At 71.4% G+C, this 26,893-nt stretch carries 23 protein-coding genes and 2 pseudogenes; 6 read left to right on the forward strand and 19 right to left on the reverse strand.

Annotated elements, in window-relative coordinates:
• The first annotated feature begins 105 nt into the window (after window positions 1-105).
• Window positions 106-1,326: an MFS transporter gene (locus IEZ19_RS03890; RefSeq protein ID WP_189309561.1), complete on the forward strand. Its 1,221-nt coding sequence runs from the start codon at window positions 106-108 to the stop codon at window positions 1,324-1,326.
• Here the strand turns inward: IEZ19_RS03890 and IEZ19_RS03895 are convergent.
• Window positions 1,286-1,744 carry an acyl-CoA thioesterase gene (locus tag IEZ19_RS03895; protein WP_189309562.1) on the reverse strand — a complete coding sequence of 153 codons (459 nt, stop codon included), beginning with the start codon at window positions 1,742-1,744 and terminating at the stop codon, window positions 1,286-1,288. The genes IEZ19_RS03890 and IEZ19_RS03895 overlap by 41 nt on opposite strands.
• Window positions 1,745-1,895: 151 nt before the next feature.
• On the opposite strand from IEZ19_RS03895, the gene IEZ19_RS03900 reads away from it, so the two are divergent.
• Window positions 1,896-3,302: a uracil-xanthine permease family protein gene (locus tag IEZ19_RS03900; RefSeq protein ID WP_189309563.1), complete on the forward strand. Its 1,407-nt coding sequence runs from the start codon at window positions 1,896-1,898 to the stop codon at window positions 3,300-3,302.
• Here IEZ19_RS03900 and IEZ19_RS03905 read toward each other — a convergent pair.
• A pseudogene (locus IEZ19_RS03905) lies at window positions 3,284-4,391 on the reverse strand (glycoside hydrolase family 6 protein). The gene IEZ19_RS03900 and the pseudogene IEZ19_RS03905 overlap by 19 nt on opposite strands.
• Before the next feature lie 184 nt (window positions 4,392-4,575).
• On the opposite strand from IEZ19_RS03905, the gene IEZ19_RS03910 reads away from it, so the two are divergent.
• Both IEZ19_RS03910 and IEZ19_RS03915 read left to right on the forward strand, forming a co-directional pair.
• The gene (locus IEZ19_RS03910) at window positions 4,576-5,262 is read left to right on the forward strand and encodes a DUF5995 family protein (RefSeq protein ID WP_189309564.1); all 687 of its coding nucleotides are present in this window, start codon (window positions 4,576-4,578) and stop codon (window positions 5,260-5,262) included.
• 91 nt (window positions 5,263-5,353) lie between these two features.
• The gene (locus tag IEZ19_RS03915) at window positions 5,354-6,283 is read left to right on the forward strand and encodes an LLM class F420-dependent oxidoreductase (protein ID WP_189309565.1); all 930 of its coding nucleotides are present in this window, start codon (window positions 5,354-5,356) and stop codon (window positions 6,281-6,283) included.
• Here IEZ19_RS03915 and IEZ19_RS03920 read toward each other — a convergent pair.
• The 8 genes from IEZ19_RS03920 to IEZ19_RS03955 form a co-directional block, all read right to left on the reverse strand.
• Window positions 6,280-7,992 (reverse strand): flavin monoamine oxidase family protein, encoded by a 1,713-nt coding sequence (locus tag IEZ19_RS03920; protein WP_189309566.1) that lies wholly within the window; start codon window positions 7,990-7,992, stop codon window positions 6,280-6,282. The genes IEZ19_RS03915 and IEZ19_RS03920 overlap by 4 nt on opposite strands.
• A gap of 49 nt (window positions 7,993-8,041) precedes the next feature.
• Window positions 8,042-8,830 (reverse strand): carbon-nitrogen hydrolase family protein, encoded by a 789-nt coding sequence (locus IEZ19_RS03925; protein ID WP_189309567.1) that lies wholly within the window; start codon window positions 8,828-8,830, stop codon window positions 8,042-8,044.
• Window positions 8,831-9,091: 261 nt separating this feature from the next.
• On the reverse strand, window positions 9,092-9,232 hold the full coding sequence (locus IEZ19_RS50405) for a DUF742 domain-containing protein (RefSeq protein WP_229839932.1): 141 nt from the start codon (window positions 9,230-9,232) through the stop codon (window positions 9,092-9,094).
• Window positions 9,233-9,436: 204 nt separating this feature from the next.
• A complete protein-coding gene (locus IEZ19_RS03935) occupies window positions 9,437-10,858 on the reverse strand; it encodes an HAD-IA family hydrolase (protein ID WP_229839966.1) in 1,422 nt (473 codons plus the stop codon).
• A 59-nt stretch (window positions 10,859-10,917) separates the two neighbouring features.
• On the reverse strand, window positions 10,918-11,994 hold the full coding sequence (locus IEZ19_RS03940) for an ABC transporter ATP-binding protein (protein WP_189309569.1): 1,077 nt from the start codon (window positions 11,992-11,994) through the stop codon (window positions 10,918-10,920).
• Window positions 11,995-11,998: 4 nt separating this feature from the next.
• Window positions 11,999-12,817, reverse strand: a complete 819-nt coding sequence (locus IEZ19_RS03945) for an ABC transporter permease (protein ID WP_189309570.1) — start codon at window positions 12,815-12,817, stop codon at window positions 11,999-12,001.
• On the reverse strand, window positions 12,802-13,701 hold the full coding sequence (locus IEZ19_RS03950; protein WP_189309571.1) for an ABC transporter permease: 900 nt from the start codon (window positions 13,699-13,701) through the stop codon (window positions 12,802-12,804). Before IEZ19_RS03950 ends, IEZ19_RS03945 begins: the two co-directional genes overlap by 16 nt.
• On the reverse strand, window positions 13,698-14,855 hold the full coding sequence (locus tag IEZ19_RS03955) for an ABC transporter substrate-binding protein (RefSeq protein WP_189309572.1): 1,158 nt from the start codon (window positions 14,853-14,855) through the stop codon (window positions 13,698-13,700). Before IEZ19_RS03955 ends, IEZ19_RS03950 begins: the two co-directional genes overlap by 4 nt.
• 211 nt (window positions 14,856-15,066) lie before the next feature.
• Here IEZ19_RS03955 and IEZ19_RS03960 point away from each other — a divergent pair, with 211 nt between their 5' ends.
• Window positions 15,067-15,807, forward strand: a complete 741-nt coding sequence (locus tag IEZ19_RS03960) for a GntR family transcriptional regulator (RefSeq protein WP_189309573.1) — start codon at window positions 15,067-15,069, stop codon at window positions 15,805-15,807.
• A gap of 23 nt (window positions 15,808-15,830) precedes the next feature.
• Complete coding sequence (locus IEZ19_RS03965) at window positions 15,831-16,289, forward strand: SRPBCC family protein (protein WP_229839934.1); 459 nt, start codon at window positions 15,831-15,833, stop codon at window positions 16,287-16,289.
• Window positions 16,290-16,337: 48 nt separating this feature from the next.
• Here IEZ19_RS03965 and IEZ19_RS03970 read toward each other — a convergent pair whose 3' ends face one another.
• From IEZ19_RS03970 to IEZ19_RS04005, 9 genes and pseudogenes are all read right to left on the reverse strand, one after another.
• Window positions 16,338-16,790: an Lrp/AsnC family transcriptional regulator gene (locus IEZ19_RS03970; RefSeq protein ID WP_189309575.1), complete on the reverse strand. Its 453-nt coding sequence runs from the start codon at window positions 16,788-16,790 to the stop codon at window positions 16,338-16,340.
• A gap of 10 nt (window positions 16,791-16,800) precedes the next feature.
• Window positions 16,801-17,007 (reverse strand): annotated as a pseudogene (locus IEZ19_RS50410) (amino acid permease); the annotation flags it as partial.
• Window positions 17,008-17,029: 22 nt separating this feature from the next.
• Window positions 17,030-18,472: a GuaB1 family IMP dehydrogenase-related protein gene (locus IEZ19_RS03975; protein WP_189309576.1), complete on the reverse strand. Its 1,443-nt coding sequence runs from the start codon at window positions 18,470-18,472 to the stop codon at window positions 17,030-17,032.
• A 126-nt stretch (window positions 18,473-18,598) separates the two neighbouring features.
• A complete protein-coding gene (locus IEZ19_RS03980; protein ID WP_189309577.1) occupies window positions 18,599-18,952 on the reverse strand; it encodes a helix-turn-helix domain-containing protein in 354 nt (117 codons plus the stop codon).
• A 103-nt stretch (window positions 18,953-19,055) separates the two neighbouring features.
• Window positions 19,056-22,541: a S8 family serine peptidase gene (locus IEZ19_RS03985; RefSeq protein ID WP_229839936.1), complete on the reverse strand. Its 3,486-nt coding sequence runs from the start codon at window positions 22,539-22,541 to the stop codon at window positions 19,056-19,058.
• A gap of 515 nt (window positions 22,542-23,056) precedes the next feature.
• On the reverse strand, window positions 23,057-23,419 hold the full coding sequence (locus IEZ19_RS03990; RefSeq protein ID WP_229839938.1) for a barstar family protein: 363 nt from the start codon (window positions 23,417-23,419) through the stop codon (window positions 23,057-23,059).
• Between the two features lie 76 nt (window positions 23,420-23,495).
• Window positions 23,496-24,539: a sugar-binding transcriptional regulator gene (locus IEZ19_RS03995; protein ID WP_189309579.1), complete on the reverse strand. Its 1,044-nt coding sequence runs from the start codon at window positions 24,537-24,539 to the stop codon at window positions 23,496-23,498.
• 78 nt (window positions 24,540-24,617) lie between these two features.
• Window positions 24,618-25,304, reverse strand: a complete 687-nt coding sequence (rpe, locus tag IEZ19_RS04000) for a ribulose-phosphate 3-epimerase (protein WP_189309580.1) — start codon at window positions 25,302-25,304, stop codon at window positions 24,618-24,620.
• A 99-nt stretch (window positions 25,305-25,403) separates the two neighbouring features.
• On the reverse strand, window positions 25,404-26,831 hold the full coding sequence (locus tag IEZ19_RS04005; protein ID WP_189309581.1) for an RsmB/NOP family class I SAM-dependent RNA methyltransferase: 1,428 nt from the start codon (window positions 26,829-26,831) through the stop codon (window positions 25,404-25,406).
• Window positions 26,832-26,893 lie beyond the last annotated feature (62 nt).

The following is a 26,893-nucleotide window of genomic DNA, read 5'->3' on the forward strand; positions in this document are numbered from 1 at the left end:
TCCGGCGGCCGCGAAATCATCTATCTATCAGGCAGGGTCCCTGATAGTTTACGGCGATGCAGCGGGGCACGCAGCAGGTGAAACCACCCGGGGAGGGGCTGGACCATGAGTGACGTGGGCTACGACCAGCAAGAGGTGAGGCGCGCGCGGTACGCCGTGGCGGCCGTGTTCGCCGTGCACGGTGCCGTCACCGGCTCGTTCGCGACCCGTGTGCCGTGGATCCAGGACCATGCCTCGCTGAGCGCGGGCCAGTTGGGGTTCGCACTGGCCTTCGGGGCGTTGGGCGCCTCGTGCGCGATGCCGCTGGCCGGCCGGATCAGCCACCGCTTCGGCAGCCGTACGGCCTTGCGCGGTCTGATCACGCTGTGGACGCTGTCCCTGGTGCTGCCGGGGCTCGCGCCGAACGTGTACACGCTGTGTCTGGCGATGTTCGCCTACGGCGCGAGCGCGGGCATGGCCGACGTCGCGATGAACGCGCTCGGCGTCGAGGTCGAGCGGCTGCTCGGCAGGTCGATCATGTCCGGGCTGCACGGCCTGTGGAGCGCGGGCGCCCTGGTCGGCTCTGCGGCCGGCACCCTCGCCGCACACCTGGGCTCGGACGCCCGTGTGCACTTCGCGCTGGCGGCGGCCACCCTGACCGGGCTCGGCATCCTGTTCGCGGGCCAGGTGCTGGACGTACAGCCCGAGGACGACGAGGAGCCGCCGCCGAGGTTCACCCTGCCGCCCCGGTCGGCGCTGCTGATCGGCGCCGTCGGCTTCTGCGCGGTGTTCGCCGAGGGCGCCAGCCTGGACTGGTCGGCGGTGTTCCTGCGTGACCGGCTGGACAGCTCGGCCGGTCTCGCGGCGGCGTCTACGACGGGCTTCATGCTGACCATGGCGGTGGCCCGGATCGCCGGGGACGCGGTGGTGAACCGGTTCGGCGCGGTCCGTACGGTGCGCGCGGGCGGCGTCCTCGCCGTGCTCGGCGGGCTGCTGATCGTCGTCGCGGGCCATCCGGCGGTCGCCATGGCCGGGTTCGCGATGATGGGGCTCGGCATCGCGGTCGTCGTACCGCTGTGCTTCGCGGCGGCCGGGCACAGCGGCCCGAATCCCAGTCAGGCCATCGCGGGCGTGGCGACGATCACATACACCTCGGGTCTGATCGCGCCCAGCCTGATCGGCGGGGTGGCCCAGGCGACCAGCCTGATGGTGTCGTTCTGCCTGGTGACCCTGCTGGCCGCCGGACTCGCGGTGTTCGCGGGTGTGCTGCGCCCCGGCGATCGTGGCGGCGCCGGGAAGGTCGAGGTCAGTCGACGGGGCGCAGCAGTTCCCGACCCGCGGCCCTGAAACCCTCGCTCCACGGGGCGGGGCGCATCGTGGCCGCGTCCAGCCGGACCAGTACCCGGGTGCCGTGTGCGTAGGTGAGCGCCCCGTCCGCCGAGCAGAACCGGAAGCCGTAGGTCAGGCCGGTGGTGCCGAGCCGTTCCAGCCACAGGTGGACGGCATACGCACCCGGCCTGGTCACTGGCGTCTCGTAGGTGATGCGCAGTTCCTTGACCGCGTTGCAGGCGTCACCGGCGGCCGCCCAGTCGCCCTCGAACCGGACGCCCTTCTCGTGCCACAGTTCGGTCCAGGCGCGCTCAGCCAGCACCGGGTAGCGGGCGTTGTGCAGCAACCCGAGCGCATCCAGGTCGTCGAAGTGGACGGTGACGGGGATCAGCCGGCCGTACGACAGGGCGGGGGCGGGCGGGGCTTCGGCGGTCACGGGTACGGCTCCTGAACGTCTGGGCGGGGCGGTGAAGACACCTCATCCTAAGCGAGCGCTCAGGATCCCTGGTCGTGTGGCCGTGGGACCGCCAGGAACCCCTGACAATGGTGCAGACCGTCTTGATGTACAGAGAAAGTGAAACCCCACTATGGATCTCGGCGTGCGCTGGAAACTGCACGGCGACGGGCGCACGCCCGCGCCCGGAGCGGTGGTACGCCCCGACGAACGGCTGTCCTGGCCCCGCACCGTCGGGCTGGGCGCCCAGCACGTGGTCGCCATGTTCGGCGCGTCCTTCGTGGCACCCGTCCTGATGGGCCTCGACCCGAACCTCGCGATCATGATGTCCGGCGTCGCGACCGTGATCTTCCTGCTCGCGACCCGCGGCCGGGTGCCCAGCTATCTGGGCTGCTCCTTGTCCTTCGTCGGTGTCGCCGCGGTGATCCGCGCGCAGGGCGGCACGAGCGCCACCGTGACCGGCGCCGTCTTCGTCGTCGGCATCGCGCTGTTCCTGGTGGGCCTCGCCGTGCAGCGCTTCGGGGCCCGGATCATCCACGCCACGATGCCGCCGATCGTCACCGGCGCGGTCGTCATGCTGATCGGCTTCAACCTCGCTCCCGTGACGGCCACCACCTACTGGCCGCAGGACCAGTGGACGGCCCTGTTCGTCATGCTGTTCACCGGTCTGGCCGTCGTCTGTCTGCGAGGTTTCTGGTCCCGCGTCGCGATCTTCCTCGGCCTGCTCTTCGGCTACGGCCTCTCCTGGGCCTCCGACCGGATCTTCGGCAAGATCCACTCGGTTGACGCGAGCGGCAAGCTCACCGACCACTGGCGGCTCGACCTCTCCGGCGTCGGCAGGGCCGACTGGATCGGCCTGCCCTCCTTCCACGGGCCGAGCTTCCAGTGGTCGGCCATCCTCGTCGCCCTGCCCGTGGTCATCGCGCTGGTCGCGGAGAACGCCGGGCACGTCAAGGCGGTCGGCGAGATGACCGGCACGCGGCTGGACGACAGGCTCGGCACGGCCATCTCGGCGGACGGCGTCGCCTCCATGCTGTCCACCGCGGTCGGCGGCCCGCCCAACACGACGTACTCCGAGAACATCGGTGTGATGGCGGCGACGCGCGTCTACTCGACCGCCGCCTACTGGGCAGCCGCCGGTTTCGCGCTGCTCTTCGGCGTCTGCCCCAAGTTCGGCGCGATCGTGGCTGCCATCCCAGGCGGTGTGCTCGGTGGCATCACCGTCATCCTGTACGGCATGATCGGCCTGCTCGGCGCGCAGATCTGGACCAACGCCAAGGTGGACCTGCGCAATCCGCTGAACCTGGTCCCGGCGGCCGCCGGCATCATCATCGGCGTCGGCAACGTGTCCATGAAGTTCACCGACACCTTCTCCCTCAGCGGCATCGCGCTCGGCACACTGGTCGTCATCACCGGCTACCACTGCCTGCGCGCCTTCGCGCCCGCGCACCTCAAGACGCAGGAGCCGCTGCTCGACGAGGGCACGTCCACGTACGACACCGAGGAAGAGTCGGAGAGCGGTCAGCGCGCCAAGTCGTAGGCGTACGACGGCGTGAACGTCCCGGCCGCACTCTCGCAGCCGTCGGACTCCCCCGGCAGCTTCATCCACGGGTAGGCGTCGATCCGTGCCTCTCCGGTGCTCAGGATCGGGCGCGCGCCCGATCCCGCGCCCGGCCGGGTCGCACCACTCGCCGTCCGGCGGCGCGCCGTTGCCGTTGCGGCTGGTGTCGATCACCGCGCCGAGGTCCGGCGGCCCGCCGAGGGCGTCGAGGACGCGCCGGTCACAGGCGATCTCGTCGTCCGTGGTGTGGAAGTCGGAGACGTCGCTGAAGACGCCGTCGGATGAGGCGGCCGAGCCCGCGCCCGCCTGCCCCAGCAGCTGCGCCTGCCGCTCCGTCGGGTTCCGGCCCGAGTGGCCGCCGTCGTAGTACACCCGCGCCCGCGGGTCGGCCGCCTTCAGGACCCGGCCCGCGCGGGCCGGCGAGGCGAACCGCTCGGCGCGCCGGGCCGCCGGCAGACAGTCCGCCTGCGCGATCGAGTCGGGCTCCAGGGCGACGATCACCTCGCCGGAGCCCAGCCCGCGCGCGAAGGCGTCGCTCCAGGTGTCGTACGCGGGACCGTCGGACACGCCTCGGAGGCGCCGCCGCAGTCGCGGCCCGGCACGGCGTACGCCACGAGCACCGGCACCCGGCCCTGCGCGGCGGCCCCGGAGGTGACCGCCCGCACCCGGGCGGCGATGGTGCCGGGGCTGTGGTCGGTGAACCACACCGCGGCCGGCTGCCCGGCGATGCGGGAGGCGATGTCCGGGGCGCGCGGGTCACCAGGATGGGCTCGGACCCGGTCGAGCACCTGGGAGTCCGGGTGGCGGTAGAGGCTCGAGGACACGACCATGGTCCGCCGCTCGGGCTCGGTGCGCACCGGCTTCGGGCTCCTCGGCGTGGGCATCGGGGACGGGGCGCGGGACGTCCGGGGCGACGCGGTCGCCGACGGCACGGCGGGCAGCGGTGCGAGGCTCGGCGCGCTCGTCACCTCCGGCCGGGCCTCGTCCGCGCCGCCGCCCTCGCCGAGCGACCGAGATCATCCCGGTCACGGTGCCGGCGGCCACCGCGACCGAGGCCGCCGCGAGCATCGCGCCGCGCCGGGCGGCGCGCCTGCGCTCGGTCCTGCGCGCGGCCAGGCGCCGGGCACGTGAGCCTGCGACGGTGCTGTTCCCCCCCTCGTTCCACCCCCGGCCGGCGGGCCCGTTCCCCCGTTTCGGGGACGCGCCGGGCCCGTCGGCACGCCGGCCGGCCCAGGGCTGGGACGCTGCCCCCATGGCGCAGTCGGTCCACTTCATCCCGTCCGTCGACACCGTCGTCTCCCGGATGCGCGCGCTCGACGCGAGCCTGCCCGCGCGGGACGGCGTCGCGGTGTTCAACCGTGTCTACCTGGCCGTCACCGTGGAGGTCGAACGCCGCCTGGACGCCGGTCGGTTCGACGACCCGCGGGCCGCGACCGCGCTGGACGTGCGGTTCGCGGAGCGGTATCTGGCCGCTGTCGACGCGGTCTCCGACGACCGCCGGCCACCGGCCTGCTGGCGACCGCTGTTCCAGTCCCGCCGCCATCCCGGCGTACGGCCCCTGCAGTTCGCCTTGGCGGGTATCAACGCGCACGTCGGCCACGACCTCGCACTCGCCGTCGTGGCCGCCTGTCGTACGCTCGGCTGCGAACCCGCCGAGCTGGAGGACGAGTTCGACCGCGTGGGCGATCTCCTCGTGTCGCTGGAGGAGCGCATCCGCGAGGATCTGATGCCGGGTCCCGATCTGCTCCAGATCGCCGATCCGCTCACCCATCTGCTCGGCGCGTGGAGCCTGGAGCGTGCCCGGGACGCTGCGTGGGCGGCGGCTCGCGCCCTGTGGGCGCTGCGCGGATGCGAAGACGTGGCCGAGGCGTTCACCGAACGCCTGGACGCGGCCGTCGGCTTCGCCGGACGCATGCTCCTCACCCCGCTACCGGACTGATCCGGCCATCGTGCGGGCTGTCCCCCGGAACTTCCCGGTGACCGCGTTAGGTTGATCCGCAGTCACCCGACTGCGAAGGAGCACCCGTTACATGACGACCCGGCTCGGCCTCGGCCTTCCCCAGACGCGGCAGTACGAACTCGGCAAGGACGTGCCCGACGTCGCGCGCGCCGCCGAACGGATCGGCTACGACAGCGTGTGGGTCTTCGAGCGGGCTCTGTTCCCCGAGCCCGCCACCCAGGGTCTGTACGGCGTCGAGGGCCTCCCCTGGCCCGACCACTACCGCGATGTGGCGGACCCGTTGGTCACCCTCACGCTGGCGGCGGCGGCCACCGAGCGCGTGGAGTTGGGCTCCAGTGTGCTGGTGGCCCCGCTGCACCAGCCGTTCCAGCTGGCCAAGTCCCTCGCCTCGCTGGACGCGGCGAGCGGCGGACGGGTTCTCGCGGGCTTCGGCACGGGCTGGTCCCTCGACGAGTACGCGGCCGCGGGGATCCGGCCGATCGAGGAGCGCGGCAGGGTGCTGGACGAGGTGATCGGGGTGTGCCGGGCGGTGTGGGGCCCGGACCCGGTGGTGTACGACGGCGAGATCACAAGGATCGCGTCCGCCGTGGTCGGCCCGAAGCCCGCCCGGCCGATCCCGATCCTGCTGGCCGCGGGCAACAGCCGGGCGCTGCGCCGGCTCGTCGACCACGCCGACGGCTGGCTGCCGGTGGGCATGGGCATCGAGCAGATCGCCTCGCAGTGGCGGCAGTTGCAGGACCTGGCCGCCGAGCGGGGCCGTACGAAGCCGATCCGGACGGTGCTGCGCGTGAACGCGGAGTGGTCGGCGAAGCCGCACGACGGTGCCGGACGGCGGCCGTTCCAGGGCGATGCCGGCCAGATCGTCGAGGACCTCGTCGCACACACCGAGATCGGTCTCGACGAGATCCTCGTGGAACTTCAGACCACCACGCGCGACGCCGAGGAACTGAAGGACGTCGCGGCGGAGGTGTACGAGAAGGCGCGGGCGGCCGGGGTCTAGTCCTCGGGGAGTTCGACCGGCGCGATCTCGTCGTAGACGTCGCCCGGGCCCGGGTTGGTCGCGTCGGTCGAGCCGCCGAGGTGGTGCATGACGCCCCAGACCGCGTTGAGCGCGGTCTGGACGGCGCCCTCGGCCCAGCCGGCCGTCCAGGAGATGTCGTCGCCGGCGAGGAAGACGCCCCGCTTGTCCTCGGGCAGCCGGTCCTGCATGAAGTGCGTGAACAGGCGCCGCTGGTAGCGGTAGTGGCCGGGCAGGTTGGCCTTGAACGCGCCCATGATATAGGGCTCGTTCTCCCAGGAGACCGTCACCGGATTGCCGATGATGTGCTTCCTGATGTCGACCTTGGGATAGATCTCGCCGAGCGATTTCAGCATGACCTCCATCCGCTCGTTGGCGGACAGCGGCAGCCACTTCAGGCTGTCGTCGCACCAGGTGTACGACAGGCAGATGACAGCGGGCTTGTCCGGGCCGTCGTCCAGCAGGTAGGTCCCGCGGGTCATGCGGTCGGTGAGCGTCATCGACATGACGTCCCGGCCGGTCGGGTTCCCCTTGTCGTCGACGGCCTTGTCCAGCCAGAACGGCCGGTCGACCGGCACGAACAGCTTTGAGCTCTCCATGTAGTGGGTGCGCTCGATCGCCGTCCAGTGGTCGATCGGGAAGAGTGAGTCGTCACAGTCGATCTTGGAGAGCAGCATCCAGGACTGGGCGGTGAAGACGGCCGCCTTGTAGGTGCGGATGTCGCCGTTCGCGTCCGTCACCGTGATCCGGTTGCCGGCGGTGCGGTGCAGCCGGGTCACGGCCGGGCGGGGCTCGCCGCCCTCGTGCAGGGAGCTGAGCGAGGTGCCCTGCGCCCAGTGCACGATCTTCTGCGGCTCGCGCTCCCACAGGCGCAGGGGCAGCTGCTGGGACCCGCCGACGATGCCGCGGTGGTGGTCGTCGGCCTCGGTGTAGACGACGCGCAGGATCTCCAGGATGGAGTTCGGGAAGTCGGTGTCCCAGCCACCGGTGCCGAAGCCGACCTGCCCGAAGATCTCGCGGTGCCGGAAGGACTTGAAGGCCTCGGAGTCGCAGAGGAAGCCGTAGAAGGTCTGGTTGTCGAGCTTCTCGACGAGCTTCGCCCAGATCCCGCGGATGCGCGGCACGTCGCGCTCGCGCATGGCGCGGTTCATGTCGGAGAAGTCGGCGCCCTCGTCGAGGCACTTGTTCCAGGCGTCGGCGACGTCGCGGTAGACCTGCGGCAGATCGTCGATCGTCTCGGCGTAGTGCGACTCGCCCTTGAGGTCGACGACGGTCGAAGGCGTCGCCTCGGCAAGGGGGTTGGGGAACGGCTTGGTCTCCAGGCCGACCAGGTCGATGTAGTGCTGGAGGGCGGTGGAGGACGGCGGGAACCGCATCGCGCCCATCTCCGCGGTCAGCGACGGGTCGCAGCCGTCGAAGCCGACGGTACGCAGGCGTCCGCCGAGCTGGTCGGCCTCGTGGACGACGGGCTTGAGGCCCATCTTCATCAGCTCGTAGGCGGCCACGATGCCGGACAGGCCGCCGCCGACGACCGCGACCTCGGTGCCGTGCTCGGTCGCGGGTATCTGGCCGAGACCCGCCGGATGGGCGAGGAAGTCGTCGTAGGCGTAGGGGAAGTCCGGGCCGAACATGGTGATCGGCGGCTGCTGCTCGTCGGTGTGCTGGACGGCGTTGGGCACCGTGGACGTCATGGGGTACGGACTCCTTGCGCGGTGTAACTCGGAGAAAGGGCTGGAGGGTTCAGACGAGCGACCCGTAGAGGCCGGGGCGGCGGTCCTTCAGATACGGGTTCGCCTCGCGGGAAGCGGCCAGGAACGCGGGGTCCACGTCGGCGAGGACCAGGTCCTCGGCGCGTCCGGCGCGGGTGCGGGCGATGCCGTCGGGGCCGGCCAGGACGGACAGCCCGACGAAGTCGAACTCGCCCTCGGCGCCTACCCGGTTGACGTACGCCACGTACATCTGGTTCTCCCAGGCCCGTACCGGGACGAGAGACTCGGCGACGAACTGGAACGGGTGCATCTGCGCGGTGGGCACGAGCAGGAGGTCGGTGCCCGCGAGGGCGTGGGCGCGGACGTTCTCCGGGAACTCGACGTCGTAGCAGATCATCAGGCCGACGGTGAGTCCGTTCAGCTCGGCCTGGACGACCGGCTGCTCGCCCGGCGTGAAGTGGTCGCGCTCGAAGCAGCCGAAGAGATGGGTCTTGCGGTAGTTCGCGAGGCGGCTGCCGTCGGCGGAGATCAGCTGGGCGGCGTTGTACACCGTCTCGCCGGCGCGCTCCGGGTAGCCGTAGGCGATCGCCAGGCCATGCCGGGCGGCGGTCTCGGCGACGGCGTCCGCGGAGTCGCCGTCGACCGGCTCGGCGAGGCGGTCGATGCCGTCGCCGATGGCGTAGCCGGTCAGGAACATCTCCGGTGTGGTCAGCAGCGCGGCGCCCGCGGCGGCGGCACGGGCCGCGGCCTCGTCGAGGACCTTGAGGTTCTCGACGACGGAGCCGGGGCGGCCGGAGCTCTGGAGCAGGGCGGTGCGCATGCGTGATCCTCGCCGGTACGGAAGGGGGGGTGGGGGCCAGATAGACGGTACGGTCGGCGGACTCGGCGGACAAGAAGGAGCCGTTGCGCGCCGGTGAGCGGATCGTTGCGTGCACGACGGGTCGGGCGGCGATTCGTTGCGCGGGCCTCCATCGCGGTCGGATCTCCACTGAGGCGCAGGTCACAGCGAGGGTGGTCGGCTTACAGCTCCCGGAGCCGCTCGACGATCTCGCACAGCAGCCCGGGCTGGGCGGCCGGGCCGTCACGAAGGGCCCGGCGGGGGCTCGTCGATGCGGACCGGGCCGGCCTCGGCGAGGTCGCCGAGCAGCACACGGACGACGGTCAGCGGCAGATCGGCGTCGGCGGCCGGCTCGACGACCGGCCGGGGGCCTCGACGGACCACGCCGAGCAGGGCAGCGAGGGCGTGGTCATTGCGACGCTGCCGGACGATCAGTTCTTCGGCAGCGGCCGTGTCAAGGAGCCCCTCAGGTGCCGAAGTTCTCGCCCACCGCTCCTGCCCAGTGAGCAGGGGTGGGTCCTGGACCCATGCCCTGGCACTGGGCGGAAGCCACCGGCCCGGCTGGGGTTGCTGTCGGTGACCCCGTCGTCAGGCCGGTGACCGGAAGCCGAACGACGTGAGCACGGCCGCGTGGTCCGAGGGCCAGTCGTTGCCCGCGACGTCGGGCCAGGGGCGCGGAGTGCCCGTGACGACCGTCCGGGAGTCGAGCACCGTGAGGCCGCGGTGCAGGACGAAGTCGATGCGGTCCTGCGGCTCGGGGCGCCTGCTGCCGTCCTCGTGGAACGGGTGGATCGGCGACCAGGTGTGACCGGGCTCGGCGACCGGGTCCGGGTGGGCCTCCCGGTAGGAGTCGCGCAGCCCCGCCTCCTGGGCGGCCTTCGTCACGGGCCACTGGACGTCCGGCCGGTCCAGATGGGACGGGGAGTTGAAGTCGCCCACCAGGACGACGGGTACGGCGTCGTCGGCCGCCTCCGCGATCCGGCGCAGGGTGTCCCGCATCTGCGCGAGGCGCACCTCCTCGTGCGCGACGAGATCCGCTTCCCCGAGCCCGTCGAAGGCGGCTTCGTACGGGCCGTACGGCGTGTAGTCGAGGTGGACGGTCCACACGTCGACCTCGCGGCCGGGGGCGATGCTGATGCGCACTCCGGCGGCCCCGTAGAAGCCGACGTCCGGGTCGCCGAAGCGGGCGGTCAGGGGATACCGGCTGATGACGCCGAGGTTCTCCCCGGCGCGGTGGTGGTGCCAGCCGAGGGCCTCGGCCAGTTCCTGGGCCGCCGTACCGGCCGTCTCCTGGAGGCCGACCACGTCCGCGCCGCTCTCCGCGATCACCTTGAGCTGCTTGGCCCGGTGGTCGTCGACCGGGCTGCCGCCGAGCCACAGGTTCCAGGACATGACGCGGAGTTCGGGCGCGACCATCGACGACAGCTCCTTGGGGGTGACGGCGACGAGGCTGTCCCGGACGGTTCTGCCGGGTGCCGCGTCGATCGGGGCGAGGGACGGCACGGCCAGCACGGTGCAGCCGGCCGCCTCGGCGGACGCGACGCCGGTCTCGGTGTCCTCCACGGCCACGCACGCCCTCGGGTCGACGCCCAGGGCACGGCAGGCGGCGAGGTAGGGGTCGGGGGCGGGCTTGGTGCGTTCGGTGTCGTCAGCGGTGACGGAGACGGCGAACCGGCCGGGCCCGAGTGCCTCGAGCACGAGGTCGGCGACGGCGCGTGGGGACGCCGTGACCAGGGCGGTGGGGACGCCGGCGCGGTCCAGGGCGGTCAGCAGCTCGAGGGCGCCGGGGCGGGGCACGATGCCGGTGCGGACGCGGTCCGCGAACTCCCGGTGCAGGTCGGCCGCCAGCTCCGTGGCGGACCTGCCGGTGGCCGCGCGGAGCCAGCGCGCGGTGTGCTCGACCGGGCGGCCCAGAATCTCCGGCTGGTCGGCCTCGGTCAGGGGGCGCCCGGCGATCTGTGCCACCGCCTCCCACCACAGGCGCTCGGTGTCGACGAGCGTGCCGTCCATGTCGAACAGGACCGCCTGGAGCGGGAGTCGGGGGTGGGGGGTCACGTTGTCACCTTTCCTCACTTCTGGGTACGTTCCGCCACCAGCACCGGCCGCTCGGGCAGCGACACGCGCACGGCGGCTCCGGCGCCGAGCCCAGCGGCCTCGTGGGCGGGCAGGTCGGCCTTGGCCTCGGTGCCGTCGGCGAGCCGGACGGTGGTCCGGACGACGGCGCCCAGGAAGGACGTGGCGACGATCCGTGCGCCGCCCTGCTCGTCGGCCGCCACCCGTACGGCTTCGGGCCGCACCAGCACGTCCACCGTCCCGTCGGGCACCTCGCCGTCGGCGGGCAGCCGCTGCCCGAGCACCTCGACCGTGCCGTCCTTCAGCTCGCCCGGGATCCGGCTCATCGTGCCGACGAACTCGGCGACGAACGCGGTGGCGGGCCTGCCGTACAACTCGGCCGGTTCGGCGCACTGTTCGAGCCGGCCGGCGCGCATGACGGCGACCCGGTCGGCGACGGAGAGAGCCTCCTCCTGGTCGTGCGTGACGAACAGGGTGGTGATGCCCAGCTCCCGCTGGAGGCGGCGGATCTCCTCGCGCAGGGTCAGCCGCACCTTGGCGTCCAGCGCGGACAGCGGCTCGTCGAGGAGCAGCACGCGCGGCCGCAGGGCGAGCGCGCGGGCCAGCGCTATGCGCTGCTGCTGGCCACCGGAGAGCTGGTGCGGGAACCGCTCGCCCTTGTCGGCGAGGCCGACGAGCTCCAGCAGCTCGGCGGCGCGGGCCCGGCGCTGCGCCGTACGCACCTTGCGCATGCGCAGCCCGAAGGCGACGTTGTCGACGGCGTCCAGATGCGGGAAGAGGCTGTACGACTGGAACACCATCCCGGCGTCGCGCCGGTGGGCCGGGACATGGGTGACGTCCTGGCCGTCGACCAGTACGGCGCCGGAGTCGGGGTGTTCGAACCCGGCGAGCATGCGCAGCGCGGTGGTCTTGCCGCAGCCGGACGGGCCGAGCAGCGCCAGGAACTCCCCCGGGCGCACGGCCAGATCGAGTCCGTCGAGGGCGACGGTCGGTCCGAACTCCCGGCGCAGGCCGCGGAATTCGACGGTGGCGGCCTGATCCGTGGCGGCCTTCTCGAGTGTGGTGGCGGTCATCGGTTCATCCCCAGGACGAAGCGGTTCGGGTACGCCCGCCGGCACCGGCGAGCGCGAGGAGCAGGGCCCAGGTGACGAGCAGGCTGAGCACGGACACGGCGACGGACATCTGGGCCTGGGAGCCGCCGACGTTGTAGATCCACACGGCGAAGGGCTGGAAGCCGAGCAGCCGGGCGACGGTGAACTCGCCGAGCACCAGCGCCAGGGTGAGGAAGGCCGCGTTCAGCAGCGCCCCGCGCAGATTGGGCAGGACGGCCCGCACGAGCGACTGCGGCCACGACGCGCCGCAGCTGCGGGCGGCCTCGACGAGGGTGCGCACGTCGATCGCGCGCAGCCCGGAGTCCAGCGCCCGGTACACGAAGGGCAGCGCCATCACGACGTACGCGAGGACCAGCACGACGGGGAAGCTCGGGTTCTGGATGGCCACGAACGTCTGGAACAGAGGGGTCCGCGACAAATGGTCGGGGCCCCACTTCAGGACGGTCGCGATGCCGGCGACGAACGCGATCGGCGGCACGACGAGCGGCAGCGAGCAGATCACCTCGACGACCGGCCGCAGCTTCGGCGCGCCGAGCCGCAGCGCGACCACGGCGGGCACCATCAGCAGCAGCACGGCGGCGATGGTGGCGGCGGCCAGCTCCAGCGACAGCACCAGGCTGGAGAGGAAGCCGTCGGTGGACAGGATCTGGGTGTAGGCGTCGAACGTGACGCCCTGCCCGGGCACGTCGACCGTGAAGACAACGGACGCGCCCAGCGGCACCAGGAAGTACAGCGCGGCGAGGCCCAGCACGGCCCATCGCCACGGAGTCAGGCGTCGAGCCATCGGGCGCTCCGTCGTTGCAGGGGCAGGTACACGGCCATGACCAGGCCCGCGACCAGGACCATGTCGAGGCTGAGGGCGAGGGCCACGTTCTCCTGGCCGATCAGCACGTTGCCGGAGATGGCGTCGGCGATCTGCAGGGTCACCAGCGGCACCGCGCTGCCGACCATCGCGGCGGCGGTGGCGTACGCCGCGAAGGCGCTGCCGAACAGCAGGACGAAGCCGCCCATGAGGGAGGGCGTGAGGACCGGCAGGGCCACGTGCCGCCAGTACTGCACGGAGGTGGCGCCGTTGTTGCGGGCCGCCTCGCGCCACTGGGAGCGCAGGCCGTCCAGCGCCGGGGTGATGGTGAGGACCATCAGCGGGATCAGGAAGTAGAGGTAGACGATCACCAGGCCCCAGAAGCTGTAGAGGTCCCAGCCCTTGTCCGCGAGGCCCAGGTGCACGGTCAGCACACCGGCGTTGCCGAGCGTGGCCACGAACGCGAACGCCAGCGGCACACCGCCGAAGTTGGCCAGGACGCCGGAGGCGGTGAGCACGGCCTCGCGCAGCGCACGCGAGCGCGAGGTGACGACGGCCTGTGCGAGCGGCAGCCCGAGCACGGCCGCGAGCGCTGCGGAGATCGCGGACAGCTTCACACTGCCCAGGAGGGCGGTGAGGTACGGCCCCTGCAGCGAGGTGCTCAGATTCGCCGCCGTGTACGAACTGGCTCCCGTCGCCTGGTCCTTGACCGTGAAGGCGCCGTTCAGCATGGCCACGGCCGGGATTCCGAAGGCGATCGCGGTGAAGACCAGCAGCGGCAGCACCGCGAGCCAGCCGGGGGCGTGGCGCCGCCGCTTCACCGAAGCGGTCGGCGCCACGTCCGCGCGCGTGAGGGCGGCGGTCATCCGGAGACGGCCTTCGCCCAGCCCTGCGAGAGGACCGTCTTGGCCTTGTTCTGCTGGTCCTCGGTCGGGAAGGAGGGCGTGCCGGTGACCGCCGGGAGCTTGGCGGCGGCCTTGTCGAGGGTGCCGGCCTTGTCCAGGGCGGGCATCAGGACCGGGCGGGCGTAGCCCTTGAGCCACAGGTTCTGGCCCTCGGCGCTGTACAGGTACTCCTGCCACAGCCGGGCGGCCGCCGGGTGCGGGGCGTCCTTGGTGATGGCCTGGGAGTAGTACTGCGCGTACTGGCCGTCGGTGGGGATGGCGACCTTCCAGTCCACGCCCTTGGAATTGAACTCGTCGGCGTAACCGGCGTTCAGGTAGTCCCAGTCGATGCTGATCGGCGTCTCGCCCTTCTCGACCGTGGCCGGGGTGGACTCGACGGGGGTGTAGTTGCCGTTCTTCTTCAGCTCGGCGAAGAGGTCGAGGCCGGGCTGGATGTCGTCGAAGGAGCCGCCGTGCGCGAGGGCGGCCGCGTACACGCCGCCGAAGGCCGAGCCGGACTTGGTGGGATTGCCGTTGAGCGCGACCTGGCCCTTGTACTGCGGCTCGAGGAGGTCCTTGAAGGTGGTCGGGCACTCCTTGACGCGCTTGGCGTCGCAGCCGATGGAGATGTAGCCGCCGTAGTCGTTGTACCAGCGGGCCTGCGGGTCCTTCTGGCCCTCGGGGATGTCGGCGAAGGAGGTCACCTTGTACGGCGCGAGCAGCCCCTGCTGGGCGGCGCTGAGCGCGAAGGAGCTGCCGAGGTCGAGGACGTCGGGGGCGCGGTCCTGGCCCTTGCGGGAGGTGACGGCGTTGATCTCGTCCTGGCTGGAGCTGTCGGGGCTCTCGTCCTCGATCTTGATGCCGTACTTCTTCTGGAAGCCGTCGATGATGGCGCCGTAATTGGCCCAGTCGCGGGGCACCGCGATGATGTGCAGCGCGCCCTCCTTCTTGGCCGCCTCGACCAGGGCGTCCATACCGCCGAGGTCGGCGGCGGAGGCGGCGGTGGCGGCGCTCTTGCCGTCCTTGGTGGTGGTCGACGCTTCGTCGGGGGCGGCGCCACAGGCGCTCAGTGCGAGCACGGCTACGGCGGCGAGGGAGCCGCCAAGGACGGCGGTTCTCGGCAGGGACACGGTCACGGTCTCTCCAGGAGTACGCACGAGGGTGAGGTGGTACGAGGAACTTGTCTGAACAAGTTGGCCCCAGTACGCCCGTCGCGGGTGTCCTGTTCGTAAACACCGACGAAACCCTTGCCCCTGATTCCCTGCACAATCACGGCTGACACGAATCACCGGTGAACGTCGATTAGGCTGATCACGCTGTGCACAGCCGCCTACTCAGAGGGGAAGCATGACGGCGCGACACGAGGAGATCGCCGACGAACTGCGGCGGGCCATCGACCGCGAAGAGTACACAGTCGGCAGTCGGCTGCCCGCGGAGACGGAACTGGCCGCGCACTACGGCGTCTCCCGCGGCACCGTCCGGCAGGCTGTCGCCGCCCTCACCGCCGAGGGGCTCATCGGCTCCCGCCAGGGCGCCCGCCGCGTGGTGCTCACCAGCCGCCGCAGCCAGAGCTTCGAGGAACTGCGCAGCTTCGCCCAGTGGGCGCGGGCGATGGGCCGCGAGGCGACGGGCCGTGTGGTGCTCCAGGAGTACCACACGGCGACCAAGGAGGACGTGGTCCGCCTCCAACTGCGCGAGGGCACACCGGTGTTGCACGTCCTGCGCGTGCGTGGCCTGGACGGCGAGCCGGTGCTCCTGGAGCGCACCGTGTACGCCGACTGGATCTCCCCGGCGGTCGAGGCGATAGAACCCGACTGCCCGTCGGTCACCCAACGCCTGTACGACGAAACGGGGTTGGTCTTCGCGTACGGCGAGCACGTCATCGACGCGGTGGCCGCGGGCGCCCAGGACGCCGAGCTGCTCGGCGTCCGCCGCACGAGCCCCCTGCTGCGGGTGCGCCGGGTGACGACGACCCGCGAGGGCCGCCCGGTGGAATGGTCGGACGACCGCTACCGCTCGGACGCGGTGAGCTTCAGCGTGCACAATTCGATCGGGAACAACGCGCTGGCACGCAAGACGGCCGAGTAGGGCCGGACTTCCCAGGGGGCCGTATGGATCTCGCAGGTATCGCCGCGCTGCCGTACGTCGACGAACATGCCACGCTCGTCGCGGCGGAGCCCGACGCCGTGTGGAACCGGACGGCCGAGGTCCTGGACCGCGCCTGGACCCGCCCCCGAGCCGCCCGCTACGCCCGCCTGGTCGGCTGCGCCGACAAGGCGGCGTCCGGCCCACGGCCGCTCGCGGTGGGTTCCACCGTGCCCGGCTTCCGCGTGGTCGCCGCGGACCCCGGCCGCAGGCTGGTGTTCGCCGGCGGGCACCGCTTCTCGACGTACGCGCTGACGTTCCGCCTCGAACCCGAGGGCCCGGGCCGCACGCGCCTGCGCGCCGAGACCCGGGCCGCCTTCCCCGGTCTGTCCGGGAGGCTCTACCGGTGGCTGGTGATCGGCACGGGCGGGCACGCGGCGGGGATGCGACGACTGCTCGCCACGATCGCCCGTGGGTCCCGGTGAGCCGGTTGCGCCCGGGGAGGAAGCGGCTCAGCGAGTCATCGGTCCGGCTCAGCCCGGTGCGCCCGAGCTGAAGCGGCGCAGCAGTGGCGACAGAACCAGGACCGACTTGGTGCGTTCCACGAAGGGCTCGCCTGCGATCCGTTCCAGGACGCGTTCGAAGTGGCGCATGTCGGAGGCGAAGACCTGGGCGATCGCGTCCGCGTCGCCGGTGACGGTCGACGCGGCCACGACCTCCTGGTAGCGCTCCAGGCCCCGCTGGATGGTCTCCGGCGAGGTGTTGCGCCGGCAGTAGATCTCGATGTACCCCTCGGTCTCCCAGCCGAGCGCCGCCGGGTCCACCCGTACGGTGAACCCGGTGATGGCCCCGGTGGCGCGCAGCCGGTCCACGCGCCGCTTGACGGCGGGCGCGGACAGGCCGACCAATTGCCCGATGTCCGCGAAGGAGCGGCGGGCGTCCTCGGCGAGGGCGTGCACGATGCGTTCGTCGAGATCGTTCAGCACTGTGGGTCGATCAGCTTTCAGGTGTTGCCGGTCGGGAACGGCGGTGGCCGTACACGAAGTACAACACGAGCCCGACCGCCGGCCCGTCCGGGCGGGTCCGGCGCAGCACCACGACGGCGATGTCGACCGGCGCGAAGGCGAAGAGCGTGCCGGTGCCGGTCGCGCCGGCCCGCTGCCCGAGCCGGATCGCGGCGGCGAGGACACCGCAGAACGTCGACCGTCGCGCGAGCGCGCCCTGGTCAGTTCCAGCTGGCGTGCAGGGGCTTGCCCTCCGCGTAGCCCGCTGCGCTCTGGATGCCGACCACGGCCTTCTCCGCGAACTCCTCCAGGGAGGCGGCGCCTGCGTAGGTGCACGAGGAGCGGACGCCCGCGATGATCGAGTCGATCAGGTCCTCGACGCCCGGACGGGCCGGGTCGAGGTACATGCGGGAGGTGGAGATGCCCTCCTCGAACAGCGCCTTGCGGGCGCGGTCGTAGGCCGACTCGTCGGACGTGCGGTGGCGCACCGCCCGCTCCGACGCCATACCGAACGACTCCTTGTAGAGGCGCCCGTCGGCGTCCTGCTGGAGGTCGCCCGGCGACTCGTACGTGCCCGCGAACCACGAGCCGACCATCACGTTCGAGGCACCGGCGGCGAGCGCCATCGCCACGTCGCGGGGGTGCCGGACGCCGCCGTCGGCCCACACGTGCTTGCCGTACTTCTTCGCCTCGGCGGCGCACTCCAGCACCGCCGAGAACTGCGGCCGGCCGACGCCGGTCATCATGCGCGTGGTGCACATGGCGCCCGGTCCGACACCGACCTTGATGATGTCCGCGCCCGCGTCGATCAGGTCCTTGACGCCCTCGGCGGAGACGATGTTGCCCGCCACGATGGGCACCTGCGGGTCGAGGGCGCGCACCAGGTGGATCGCGCTGATCATCGACTCCTGGTGACCGTGCGCGGTGTCGATGACGAGCGTGTCGACGCCCGCGTCGAGCAGCTGCTTGGCCTTGCCCGCGACGTCGCCGTTGATGCCGACGGCGGCGGCGATGCGCAGCCTGCCGTTGGCGTCGGTCGCCGGGGTGTACAGCGTGGCGCGCAGGGCGCCCCGGCGGGTGAGGATGCCGGCCAGCTTGCCGTCCGCGTCGACTGCGGGGGCGTAGCGGCGGTTGTGGGTGTCCAGGGTGTTGAAGGCCTCCCGCGGGTCGATGTCCGCGTCGAGCAGCAGCAGGTCGGTGGACATGACCTCGACGAGCTGCGTGAAGCGGTCGACGCCCGACAGGTCCTCGTCGGTGACGACGCCGACCGGGCGGTGGTCCTCGTCGACGACGACACCGGCGTTGTGGGCGCGCTTGGGCAGCAGGGCCAGCGCGTCGGCGACGGTCTGGTGCGGGGCGAGGACGATCGGGGTGTCGAGCACGAGATGACGGCTCTTGACCCAGCCGACGACCTCGGTGACGACGTCGATCGGGATGTCCTGCGGGATCACCACCAGGCCGCCGCGCCGGGCCATCGTCTCGGCCATGCGCCGGCCCGCGATGGCGGTCATGTTGGCGACGACCAGCGGGATCGTGGTGCCCGTGCCGTCCGGGGAACTGAGGTCCACGTCCTGACGCGAGCCGACCGCGGAGCGGCTCGGCACCATGAAGACGTCGTCGTAGGTCAGGTCGTAGGTGGGCCGGACATCGTTGAGAAATCGCACGTGCACATCCCGGAGAGCTTCAGAAACGGCCCCGCGACGCGATGCGCCGTGGGGAAAAAGGCACGTACTCCATGTTCCCGCGCCGCGGGGCCGACGCGCCAGAGGACGATCGTCCGGAGACGTGGATCAGGATTCCGTAGGATCCTCCAAGCGCGAGCGGGCCGGGCCCCACGGCCGGCGCACCCAGAGGTGGTCACGGGCGTGCCAGCCCAGCTGGATGCGGGAGGTGACACCGGCCAGATCCATCATGCGGCGGATGCGCCGCTGCACGGTCCGCCGGCCGATTCCGAGCCGGCCGGCCACGGCGGTGTCGGTGTGACCGGACAGCAGCATCCGCAGGATCCGCCCGTCCAGCTCGGGGAGTTCCGGGTCCTCCGGGTCCTCCGGGTCCTCCGGGTCCTGTGAGTCCTTGGACAGCGGAGCCGACGCAGAGGCGCGGGTCGGGTCCGTCGCGGGTCTGACGGATGTGTGCGATTCCATGCGGATTTCTCCTTCGTCGCTGCACGGGGCGAGGCCCGCCCCCACCGCGCGGGGGCGGTGGGGGCGGGCCTTGCCGGAGGTTCGTCCGCCGGACCTGACCAGCTCAGGCCAGGTCGGGCCGTTCCGTCACCCGTACAGCGTTCACCAGCGCCTTGCCGTCACTGTCGACGAAGCGCAGGTTGAGCTGCCCGTCGGTCACGGTCACGGTGTAGGTCTTGGAGAGCGCCGTGTTCTTGCCCGCCTCCAGGGCGATGTCCAGGTTGGGTTCGACGAGCTTGCCCTCGGCCATCACGTCGAAGACCCGCTTGGTGGGTGCCCTGCCGCCGATCTCGGCGAAGTCGAGGTCAACGGTGTAGACACCGTTCGGCACGTTGTCGAAGCGGTACTCCAGCATGCCCTCACGGGCCGTGCTGAAGCGCTCGTCGTCCTCCGTACCGGCGATGGGGGTCTTCGTGGACGTGGTGATGGACTTGCCGATCCAGCCGTATCCGCCCGCGCTGTACTCCTGGTCCGCGGCCCAGGAGTCACCGTTGACGTCCGCGGCGGTGGCGTCACCGGCGCCGCTGTCCAGTGCCTTGACGTAGGCCGGGACCACCGTGCGGACCGGGATGACGAGCTCGGGCGAGCGACCCGAGGCGGATCGCACGACCACGTCGGTGCTGTACACCTGGCCGGGCGTGAGGCCGTGCGTGTCGAGGGAGAGCTCGATCTTGGCCTCGGCGCCCTTGGCGAGGGTGCCCTCCGTGGCGTCCAGGGTCAGCCAGTCGGCGTCCTCGCTCGCCGTCCAGCTGACCTCGGAGCCGCTGTTGGTGAGGGTGACGGTCCGCTTACGGGTGTCGTCCCCGGGCACCACAGCCGTGATTCCGCCGGTGTTCTTCGAGGTGACGGCGCCGGTCGCGAGCGACGCGCCCACCTCGGTGAGCTCACCCACCCGGACGTCGGCCGCCTTCTCCACGCCCTGGTAGGCGGGCGCCGAGATCTTGACGGTCTGCTGCCCGGCCGGGGCCTGGAAAAGGTACACACCCTCGGCATCGGTGACCGTCGAGGCCGTACCGACCGTCACGGTGGCACCGTTGATGGGCAGGCCGTCGTTGCCGTCCGTCACCTTGCCCCAGAGCACGCCGGTGGTCGTGGAGCGGAAGGAGATGCTGGTGCCGTCGTTGATGACGGCCTCGTTCAGCGAGTACTGCAGGGCGTCGGTGCCGGTGGCGTTCTCGACACCGATGGTGGCGCTGTTCCCCCGGAACCGGTCATCGCTAGGGACATCCTTGTACCGGTAGGTCACACCGCCGGCCTCACTCATCTCCGCGGAGAAGGAGAAGAACTGCGTGGTGCCGAGCGGGTGGACGTGGCGCCACTCGATCACGAACTTGCGGTCGGGCGCCGTTCCGTAGGACTTGGTGTAGACGCCACCCGTGCTGTCGATGCTCAGGTCGTCCCAGAACGGGTACAGCGCGTTGTTCGGGGCCGCCGTCGACGGGATGGCACCGTTCGAGTAGGCGGTGGTGGAGCCGCCGAGGGAGACCATACCGTTGGTGTTGATCCCGGCGGTGCCGTAGGAGTTGCCGTAGAACGGCACGGCGAACGGCAGGGTCACCGAGGTGACCGCGTCGTCACCGGTGAGGTTGAGCTTGGTGTCGCCCTCGACCCAGCCCCCGGATCCGGTGCGGCAGGCGGTGCCGAAGTCGTCCAGCCGCAGCGGCAGCGAGACGTCCGCGGTGGTGTCCTGGCTCACGCTGATCTGCTGGCTCGCCGGGCTCGAACAGCGCGTGGGGCTCGAGGCCTTGAGGGTGTAGTCACCGTTGGGGATCACGGCCGAGTAGCGGCCCTGGGCGTCGGCAGTGGCCGAGACCGGGGTGTTCGCGAAGCTGACGACCGCGCCGGCGGCCGGTCCGTCCTCGCTGGACACGGTGCCGGAGACGGTGCTGGACGGCACCTGGGCCAGGTCGAAGTTCGTGGTGGCGGTCTGGTCCGCGACGATGGTGACCGAGTCGTGGGCCGTCCCGTAGCCGAACTTGCTCGCCGTCAGCTGGTAGTCGCCGACGCTGAGGACCGGCAGCGAGTAGGTGCCGTCCGCTCCCGTGGTGACCGAACGGTGGATCGGGCCGTCGGCGGTGATGGTGACGCCGGCCAGCGACTCACCGCCGGCGAGCACCGTGCCGCCGAGCGAACCCAGGGCACCACGCGGAGCGTTGTCCACGGCGGCCTTGACGTCGAGCTTGCCCTCACCGTAGACGTTGTTGTTCTCCGCGGTGCCGCCGCACTGCAGGTTCGAGGTGTCACGGGCCGTCTGGTTCAGCACAGCTTCGGTGGCTTCGATGTCACCCTGCAGGGCCGGCGAGGCGGACCAGAGCAGAGCCACGGCGCCCGCGGTGTGCGGGGAAGCCATCGAGGTGCCGCTGTTGAGCTGGTAGCCGCCGCCGGGGACGGAGGAACGCACGTCCACACCGGGGGCGGAGATGTTGGGCTTGATCGCGCCATTCTCACCGGTGCCGCGGGACGAGAAGGAGGCGATGTTGCCGTTCACGTCGTAGGCGCCGGAGGCGTAGCTGGCCACGTAGTTGCCCGGGGAGTTGGCGGTGTTGCAGCTCGAGCCGGAGTTACCGGCCGAGAAGGCGGGGAAGATACCCGCGGCCCGCCAGGCCTCGACGATGTCCTGGTACCAGGGGTCGACGCCGAGGGCGCTGCTGCCCCAGGAGTTGTTGACGACGTCCGGGGCCATCTCCGGGCGGGGGTTGTTGCCCTGACGGTCGGTCGGGGCAACAATCCACTGGCCTGCGGCCAGCAGGGACGCTTCCGAGCAGCCATTCGACTCGCAGCCCTTGGCGGCGATCCACTTGGCGCCCGGTGCAACGCCGATCTTGTTGTCGCCTCCGTCGTCGCCGATCATGGTGCCCATGGTGTGGGTGCCATGGCCGTAGTTGTCGCAAGGGGCTCCGCCTGTGCAGATGCCCGCCGGGTCGAACCAGTTGTAGTCGTGGCTGTAGGAACCGTCGGCGTTCAGGCCGCGGTACTTGCCGGCCACGGCGGGGTGGGTGTAGTCCACGCCGGTGTCCACGTTGGCGACGACGATGCCCTCACCGTGAACGCCGTAGGTGTTCCAGACGTCCGGGGCCTTGATGTCGTTGATGTTCCACTCAACGCCGTTGACCGAGGCCTGGTCCTTGCCCTTGATCGGCTCGTCCAGCTTGATGGTCTCCGGGGCCCGGACGGCTGCCACCTCGGGCAGTTCGGCGATCTTCTTGGCGACCGCCTCGGTGGCCGTGACCAGGACCTGGTTGGCGATCCAGTACGACTTCGCCTCGGCGCCGCCGGCCTCGGCGATCGCGAGGACGTTCTCCTGGGACTCCTTGGCGGTCGCCTTCTTGGCGCGCATCACCTCGGCGCCCCGGCTGGCCTTTTTGGTCAGCTGGTTGGCCTTGGTGAGGTCGGCCTCGCCCTTGAGGTCCACCCAGAAGGTGGCCTTGTCGTTCGCGTCGAGCTCCTTCAGTACCTTCGGCTCGGCCTTCACGCTCAGGGAGTCCGCGGCGGCGGAGTCCGGCGAGGGCGCCGCGACGGCGGTGAGGGAGCCCAGGGGCAGCAAAGCCATGCTGGTCAGCGCTACGGCGACGACTTTCAGCGGTCTGAACGTTTTTGATGGTCTATCTAAGGACATTGTCCGAATCGGTCTCACTGAGTCTCCGTTGCTGTTCACGCGGGGATCACCCGCTTCCAAAAACGGCAAAGGGCAGACATGCACGGATGGTGCAGATGCGGACGTACTGAACCTCACGGGCCATGACCCGGGCATGACACGGAAAACGGAACACCGGGGCAATAAGGGACCCGACAAGATCTCGCAAATCTTCGCTCAACTCTGCAGAGCGACACAAGAAGTTACGAATGGTGAGGGCGAGAATGACGTGAAGGCGCCACATTTCCGACAGTGCGCATGACAAGGCCGCCGACTGGGCACCGACACCTCCCCCCAAACAGGCTCGACTGGGCACCGACAGCGGCCCCGGACAGGCACGAGAAGGGCCAGTGAGCCACCGGACAGGCGCCCGAGCCCCCGCGCGGTGGTGCGGCCGAGGGCCAGACGGTCGGACCGGCGAGAACCGGTGGTCAGCCGGCGGAACGCCCTGGGGCCGTGCCCAGCAGCAGGACGACGTTCAGAGGTGGACCCGCCGTCCGGGGCGCGGCGTCGACCGCGTCGGCGAACACCCCCTGCGCCGTTTCCCAGTCCCCCGGGTACGCCCGCGTGAACCCGGTCCAGCCGGTGACGGCCAGGAGACGGCCCGTGCCGGGTACCCCCGGCCAGAAGGACACGTCGGTGAACACGTCGTACAGGGCGTCCCAGTTGCGGCCGAACCACGCGGGCAGGCTCAGAGCCCGCGCGCACCGGTCCATCAGGCCTTCCTTGGCCGCCGCCCCGCCCAGGTCGAGCACCGCGACCGACCAGCCCGCGCCGCGCGCGGCGTCCAGCACAGCGGCGGCACCGGCGCGGGGTCCGGGTCCGGGTCCGGGTCCGGGTCCGGGTCCGGGTCCGGGTCCGGGTCTGTCATCAGGATCCGTCCGGGTCTGCCCGCTGCAGGGCCGGCTTGGGCGCCGGGCCGGCGGCCATCAGGTAGTCCGCCGCGGAGGTGTCGGTGACCAGGCTGGTGACCAGACCCGAGCGCAGGACCGCGTCGATGGCGGCCGCCTTCCGCTGGCCGCCCGCGATCGCGACGACCTCGGGGACCCTGCGGAGCTGGTCGGCCTTGACCGTGATGCACCGCTCCCCCAGGTCCCGGCCGACCCGGCGGCCCTCGGCGTCGAAGAGGTGGGCGGACATCTCGGCGGCGACACCGAGCGAGGCGTAGTGCGACCGTTCCTCGTCGCTGAGCATGTCGTGCACCGTCGAGATGCCGGGCTCCCAGGAACCGATGGACACGCAGGCGACCGTGACCTTGTCGAAGTACTCGAAGGCCCGGGCGATCCCGGTCTGGTTGCGCAGCGCCGCCGCGGTGGCCGCGTCCGGCAGCAGCATCGGCGCGTAGATGGGGTGGGCGTCGCCGCCGGACACCTGGGCGGCACGGCGGACGGCCTCGACGGAGCCGCGCTCGGCGGTCCCGGCGTCGTACACGCCCGTCAGCTGCACCACCGTGCAGGGCGGCAGCCGGTCGAGAGCCGCCGCCATGTGGATGGTGGAACGGCCCCAGGCCAGACCGAGGACGTCCCCCTCGTTGAGGAGTTCGCCGAGCAGGTCGGCGGCGACTTCGCCGAGGTTCTCGGGGTCCGGTGAGTCCTCGGCATCGGCCGGGGACTCGACCACGACGGCGTGCCTGAGACCGTACCGGGCGCGCAGCGCGTCGGAGCGCTCCGCGTCCAGTTCGGCCGGGACACGGATCTCGATGCGCACGAGATCCCGTTCGAGAGCGGTCTCCAGGACCCGGGCCACCTTGAAGCGGCTGACGCCGAACTCCTCGGCGATCTGGATCTTGGATTTGCCCTCGAGGTAGAAGCGGCGGGCCATGGCCGCCGCCTGCACCAGCTCAGCGGGTCCCATCCGCATGGCTGACCGGCCCGCCGACATACCCGACACGGCGATCTCCTCACTGCTGTTCACACTCTGGATTCGCCGTTCATCCTTGCAGATCCGCGGCGCTTGATCAGCCCTGATGGGCGCCGTTCACGTAGCTGTGGCTCAGTGGTCGCATGCCCACGACGCCTTGGCGACAGCCGTCTCCGCCTGGGTGCGCAATGCATGGACCGCCGCTGCCGGGTCGTTCGCCCCGTACACGGCCGAACCCGCGACGAAGACGTCCGCTCCCGCGTCCGCGCACCGCTCGATCGTGGACGCGGAGACACCCCCGTCCACCTGCAGCCACAGCTCAAGGCCGTGCTTGGCGATGAGCTCACGGGTGCGGCGGATCTTCGGCAGCATGATGTCGAGGAACGCCTGCCCGCCGAAGCCCGGCTCGACCGTCATGATCAGCAGCATGTCGAGTTCGGGGAGCAGATCCTCGTACGGCTCGATCGGCGTCGCGGGCTTGAGCGCCATGGAGGCGCGGGCGCCCTTGGCGCGGATCTCGCGGGCGAGCCGTACGGGAGCGGCCGCCGCCTCGACGTGAAAGGTGACGGACGAGGCCCCCGCTTCGACGTACTGGGGTGCCCACCGATCCGCGTCCTCGATCATCAGGTGGCAGTCCAGCGGCGTGTCCGTCGCCCGCGCCAGGGACTCCACGACCGGCACGCCGAGCGTGAGGTTCGGGACGAAATGGTTGTCCATGACGTCGACGTGGAGCCAGTCGGCTCCCTCGACCGCCTTCGCCTCGTCCGCGAGGCGGGCGAAGTCGGCGGACAGGATGCTGGGGTTGATCTGCACGGCCATGACCCAAGCCTGCCATGCCCGGGCACAGATGTTCCCACCGGTCCAGACCTTTGCCGTTCATCGGATGGTCGGGCCGTCCCGGGCCGGCCGAGGACCGGGTCAGCCGGTGCGCCGGATCAGCGCCAGATACATGGCGTCGGTGCCGTGCAGATGCGGCCACAGCTGGACGTCGGGACCCTCGCCGAGCGCGGGCACGCCGGGCAGGAGCGGCCGGGCGTCGATCAGCTCGGCGTCCGGCCGATGCTTGAGCACGTCCTCGACGACGGCCCGGGTCTCGGCGAGATGCGGCGAGCAGGTGGCGTAGCCGACGACCCCGCCGACGCGGACGGAGTCCAGGGCCGTGCGCAGCAGGGCGCGCTGCAGCGGCGCGAAGTTCTCCAGGTCCTCGGGGCGCCGCCGCCACCGGGCCTCGGGCCGTCGGCGCAGGGCGCCGAGACCGGTACAGGGGACGTCCATCAGGACGCGGTCGAAGGTGCCGGGCCGCCACGGCGGCCGGGTCCCGTCGGCGGCGACGACCTGGTAAGGCCCCGGGTTGCCGTGCAGCGCCTTCGCCACGAGACCCGCCCGGTGCGGCTGCTTCTCGGAGGCGAGCAGCGTGGCTCCGCGCTCGGCGGCGAGCGCGGCGAGGAGCGCGGCCTTGCCGCCGGGACCGGCACATCCGTCGAGCCACTTCTCGTCGGGTCCGTCGACCGGGGCGTTGGCGAGCGCGAGGGCGACGAGCTGGCTGCCCTCGTCCTGCACACCGGCCCGGCCCTCGCGCACGGCGTCGACGGCGCCCGGCTCCCCGCCCTCGGTGAGCCGCACGGCGTACGGCGACCAGCGGCCCGGGACGGCGGCGTCCTCGCCGAGCAGTTCCTCGGCCGTGGACCGGCCGGGCCGGGCGACAAGGGTGACCTCGGGCCGCTCGTTGTCGGCCTCCAGCAGGTCCTCGATCCCGGCGCGCCCGCCGCCGAGCGAGTCCCACAGCGCGGAGACGACCCAGCGCGGATGCGAGTGCACGACGGCGAGGTGGTCCTCGGGATCGTCGTCGTACGGCGGCGCGACCTTGGCCAGCCACCCGTCGAGGTCGTCCTGCGCGACCTTCCGCAGCACGGCGTTGACGAACTTGGCCCGTCCGTCGCCGAGGACGACGCGCGCGAGTTCGACGGAGGCGGACACGGCCGCGTGCGTGGGGATCCGTGTCCCGAGCAGCTGGTGCACACCGAGGCTGAGCACGTCGAGCACCGGCGGGTCGACCTCGCGCAGCGGCCGGTCGACACAGGCCGCGATGATCGCGTCGTACGTCCCCTGCCGGCGCAGCGTCCCGTAGACCAGCTCGGTGGCGAGCGCGGCGTCCCGGCCGTCGAACTTCTCGGGTCCCTCCTTCTCGCGCGCCTTGCGCAGCAGCGGCGGCAGCACGAGATTGGCGTACGCGTCCCGCTCGTCCACGGCGCGCAGCGCCTCGAAGGCGAGGATGCGGACGGGGTCCTTCTGGGGACGTCGGTAGGGCTTGGCCGGCCTGCGGGGCCGCCGGGACTGCTCGCTCACGAAAAGGTGCTCCGGGTGTGAAATGGGGTGCGGCCTTCAGCCTACGTCGGAGGCCTGCGTCC

This window comes from Streptomyces brasiliensis (assembly GCF_014647875.1).
Classification (GTDB): Bacteria; Actinomycetota; Actinomycetes; order Streptomycetales; family Streptomycetaceae; genus Streptomyces; species Streptomyces brasiliensis.

Bases quoted from the DNA above. Each gene is read 5' to 3' on its own strand.
- IEZ19_RS03890 (WP_189309561.1), top strand. From the start codon at position 106: ATGAGTGACGTGGGCTACGACCAGCAAGAGGTGAGGCGCGCGCGGTAC.
- IEZ19_RS03900 (WP_189309563.1), top strand. From the start codon at position 1,896: ATGGATCTCGGCGTGCGCTGGAAACTGCACGGCGACGGGCGCACGCCC.
- IEZ19_RS03910 (WP_189309564.1), top strand. From the start codon at position 4,576: ATGGCGCAGTCGGTCCACTTCATCCCGTCCGTCGACACCGTCGTCTCC.
- IEZ19_RS03915 (WP_189309565.1), top strand. From the start codon at position 5,354: ATGACGACCCGGCTCGGCCTCGGCCTTCCCCAGACGCGGCAGTACGAA.
- IEZ19_RS03920 (WP_189309566.1), bottom strand. From the start codon at position 7,992: ATGACGTCCACGGTGCCCAACGCCGTCCAGCACACCGACGAGCAGCAG.
- IEZ19_RS03925 (WP_189309567.1), bottom strand. From the start codon at position 8,830: ATGCGCACCGCCCTGCTCCAGAGCTCCGGCCGCCCCGGCTCCGTCGTC.
- IEZ19_RS03935 (WP_229839966.1), bottom strand. From the start codon at position 10,858: ATGGACGGCACGCTCGTCGACACCGAGCGCCTGTGGTGGGAGGCGGTG.
- IEZ19_RS03940 (WP_189309569.1), bottom strand. From the start codon at position 11,994: ATGACCGCCACCACACTCGAGAAGGCCGCCACGGATCAGGCCGCCACC.
- IEZ19_RS03945 (WP_189309570.1), bottom strand. From the start codon at position 12,817: ATGGCTCGACGCCTGACTCCGTGGCGATGGGCCGTGCTGGGCCTCGCC.
- IEZ19_RS03950 (WP_189309571.1), bottom strand. From the start codon at position 13,701: ATGACCGCCGCCCTCACGCGCGCGGACGTGGCGCCGACCGCTTCGGTG.
- IEZ19_RS03960 (WP_189309573.1), top strand. From the start codon at position 15,067: ATGACGGCGCGACACGAGGAGATCGCCGACGAACTGCGGCGGGCCATC.
- IEZ19_RS03965 (WP_229839934.1), top strand. From the start codon at position 15,831: ATGGATCTCGCAGGTATCGCCGCGCTGCCGTACGTCGACGAACATGCC.
- IEZ19_RS03980 (WP_189309577.1), bottom strand. From the start codon at position 18,952: ATGGAATCGCACACATCCGTCAGACCCGCGACGGACCCGACCCGCGCC.
- IEZ19_RS03985 (WP_229839936.1), bottom strand. From the start codon at position 22,541: ATGGCTTTGCTGCCCCTGGGCTCCCTCACCGCCGTCGCGGCGCCCTCG.
- rpe (WP_189309580.1), bottom strand. From the start codon at position 25,304: ATGGCCGTGCAGATCAACCCCAGCATCCTGTCCGCCGACTTCGCCCGC.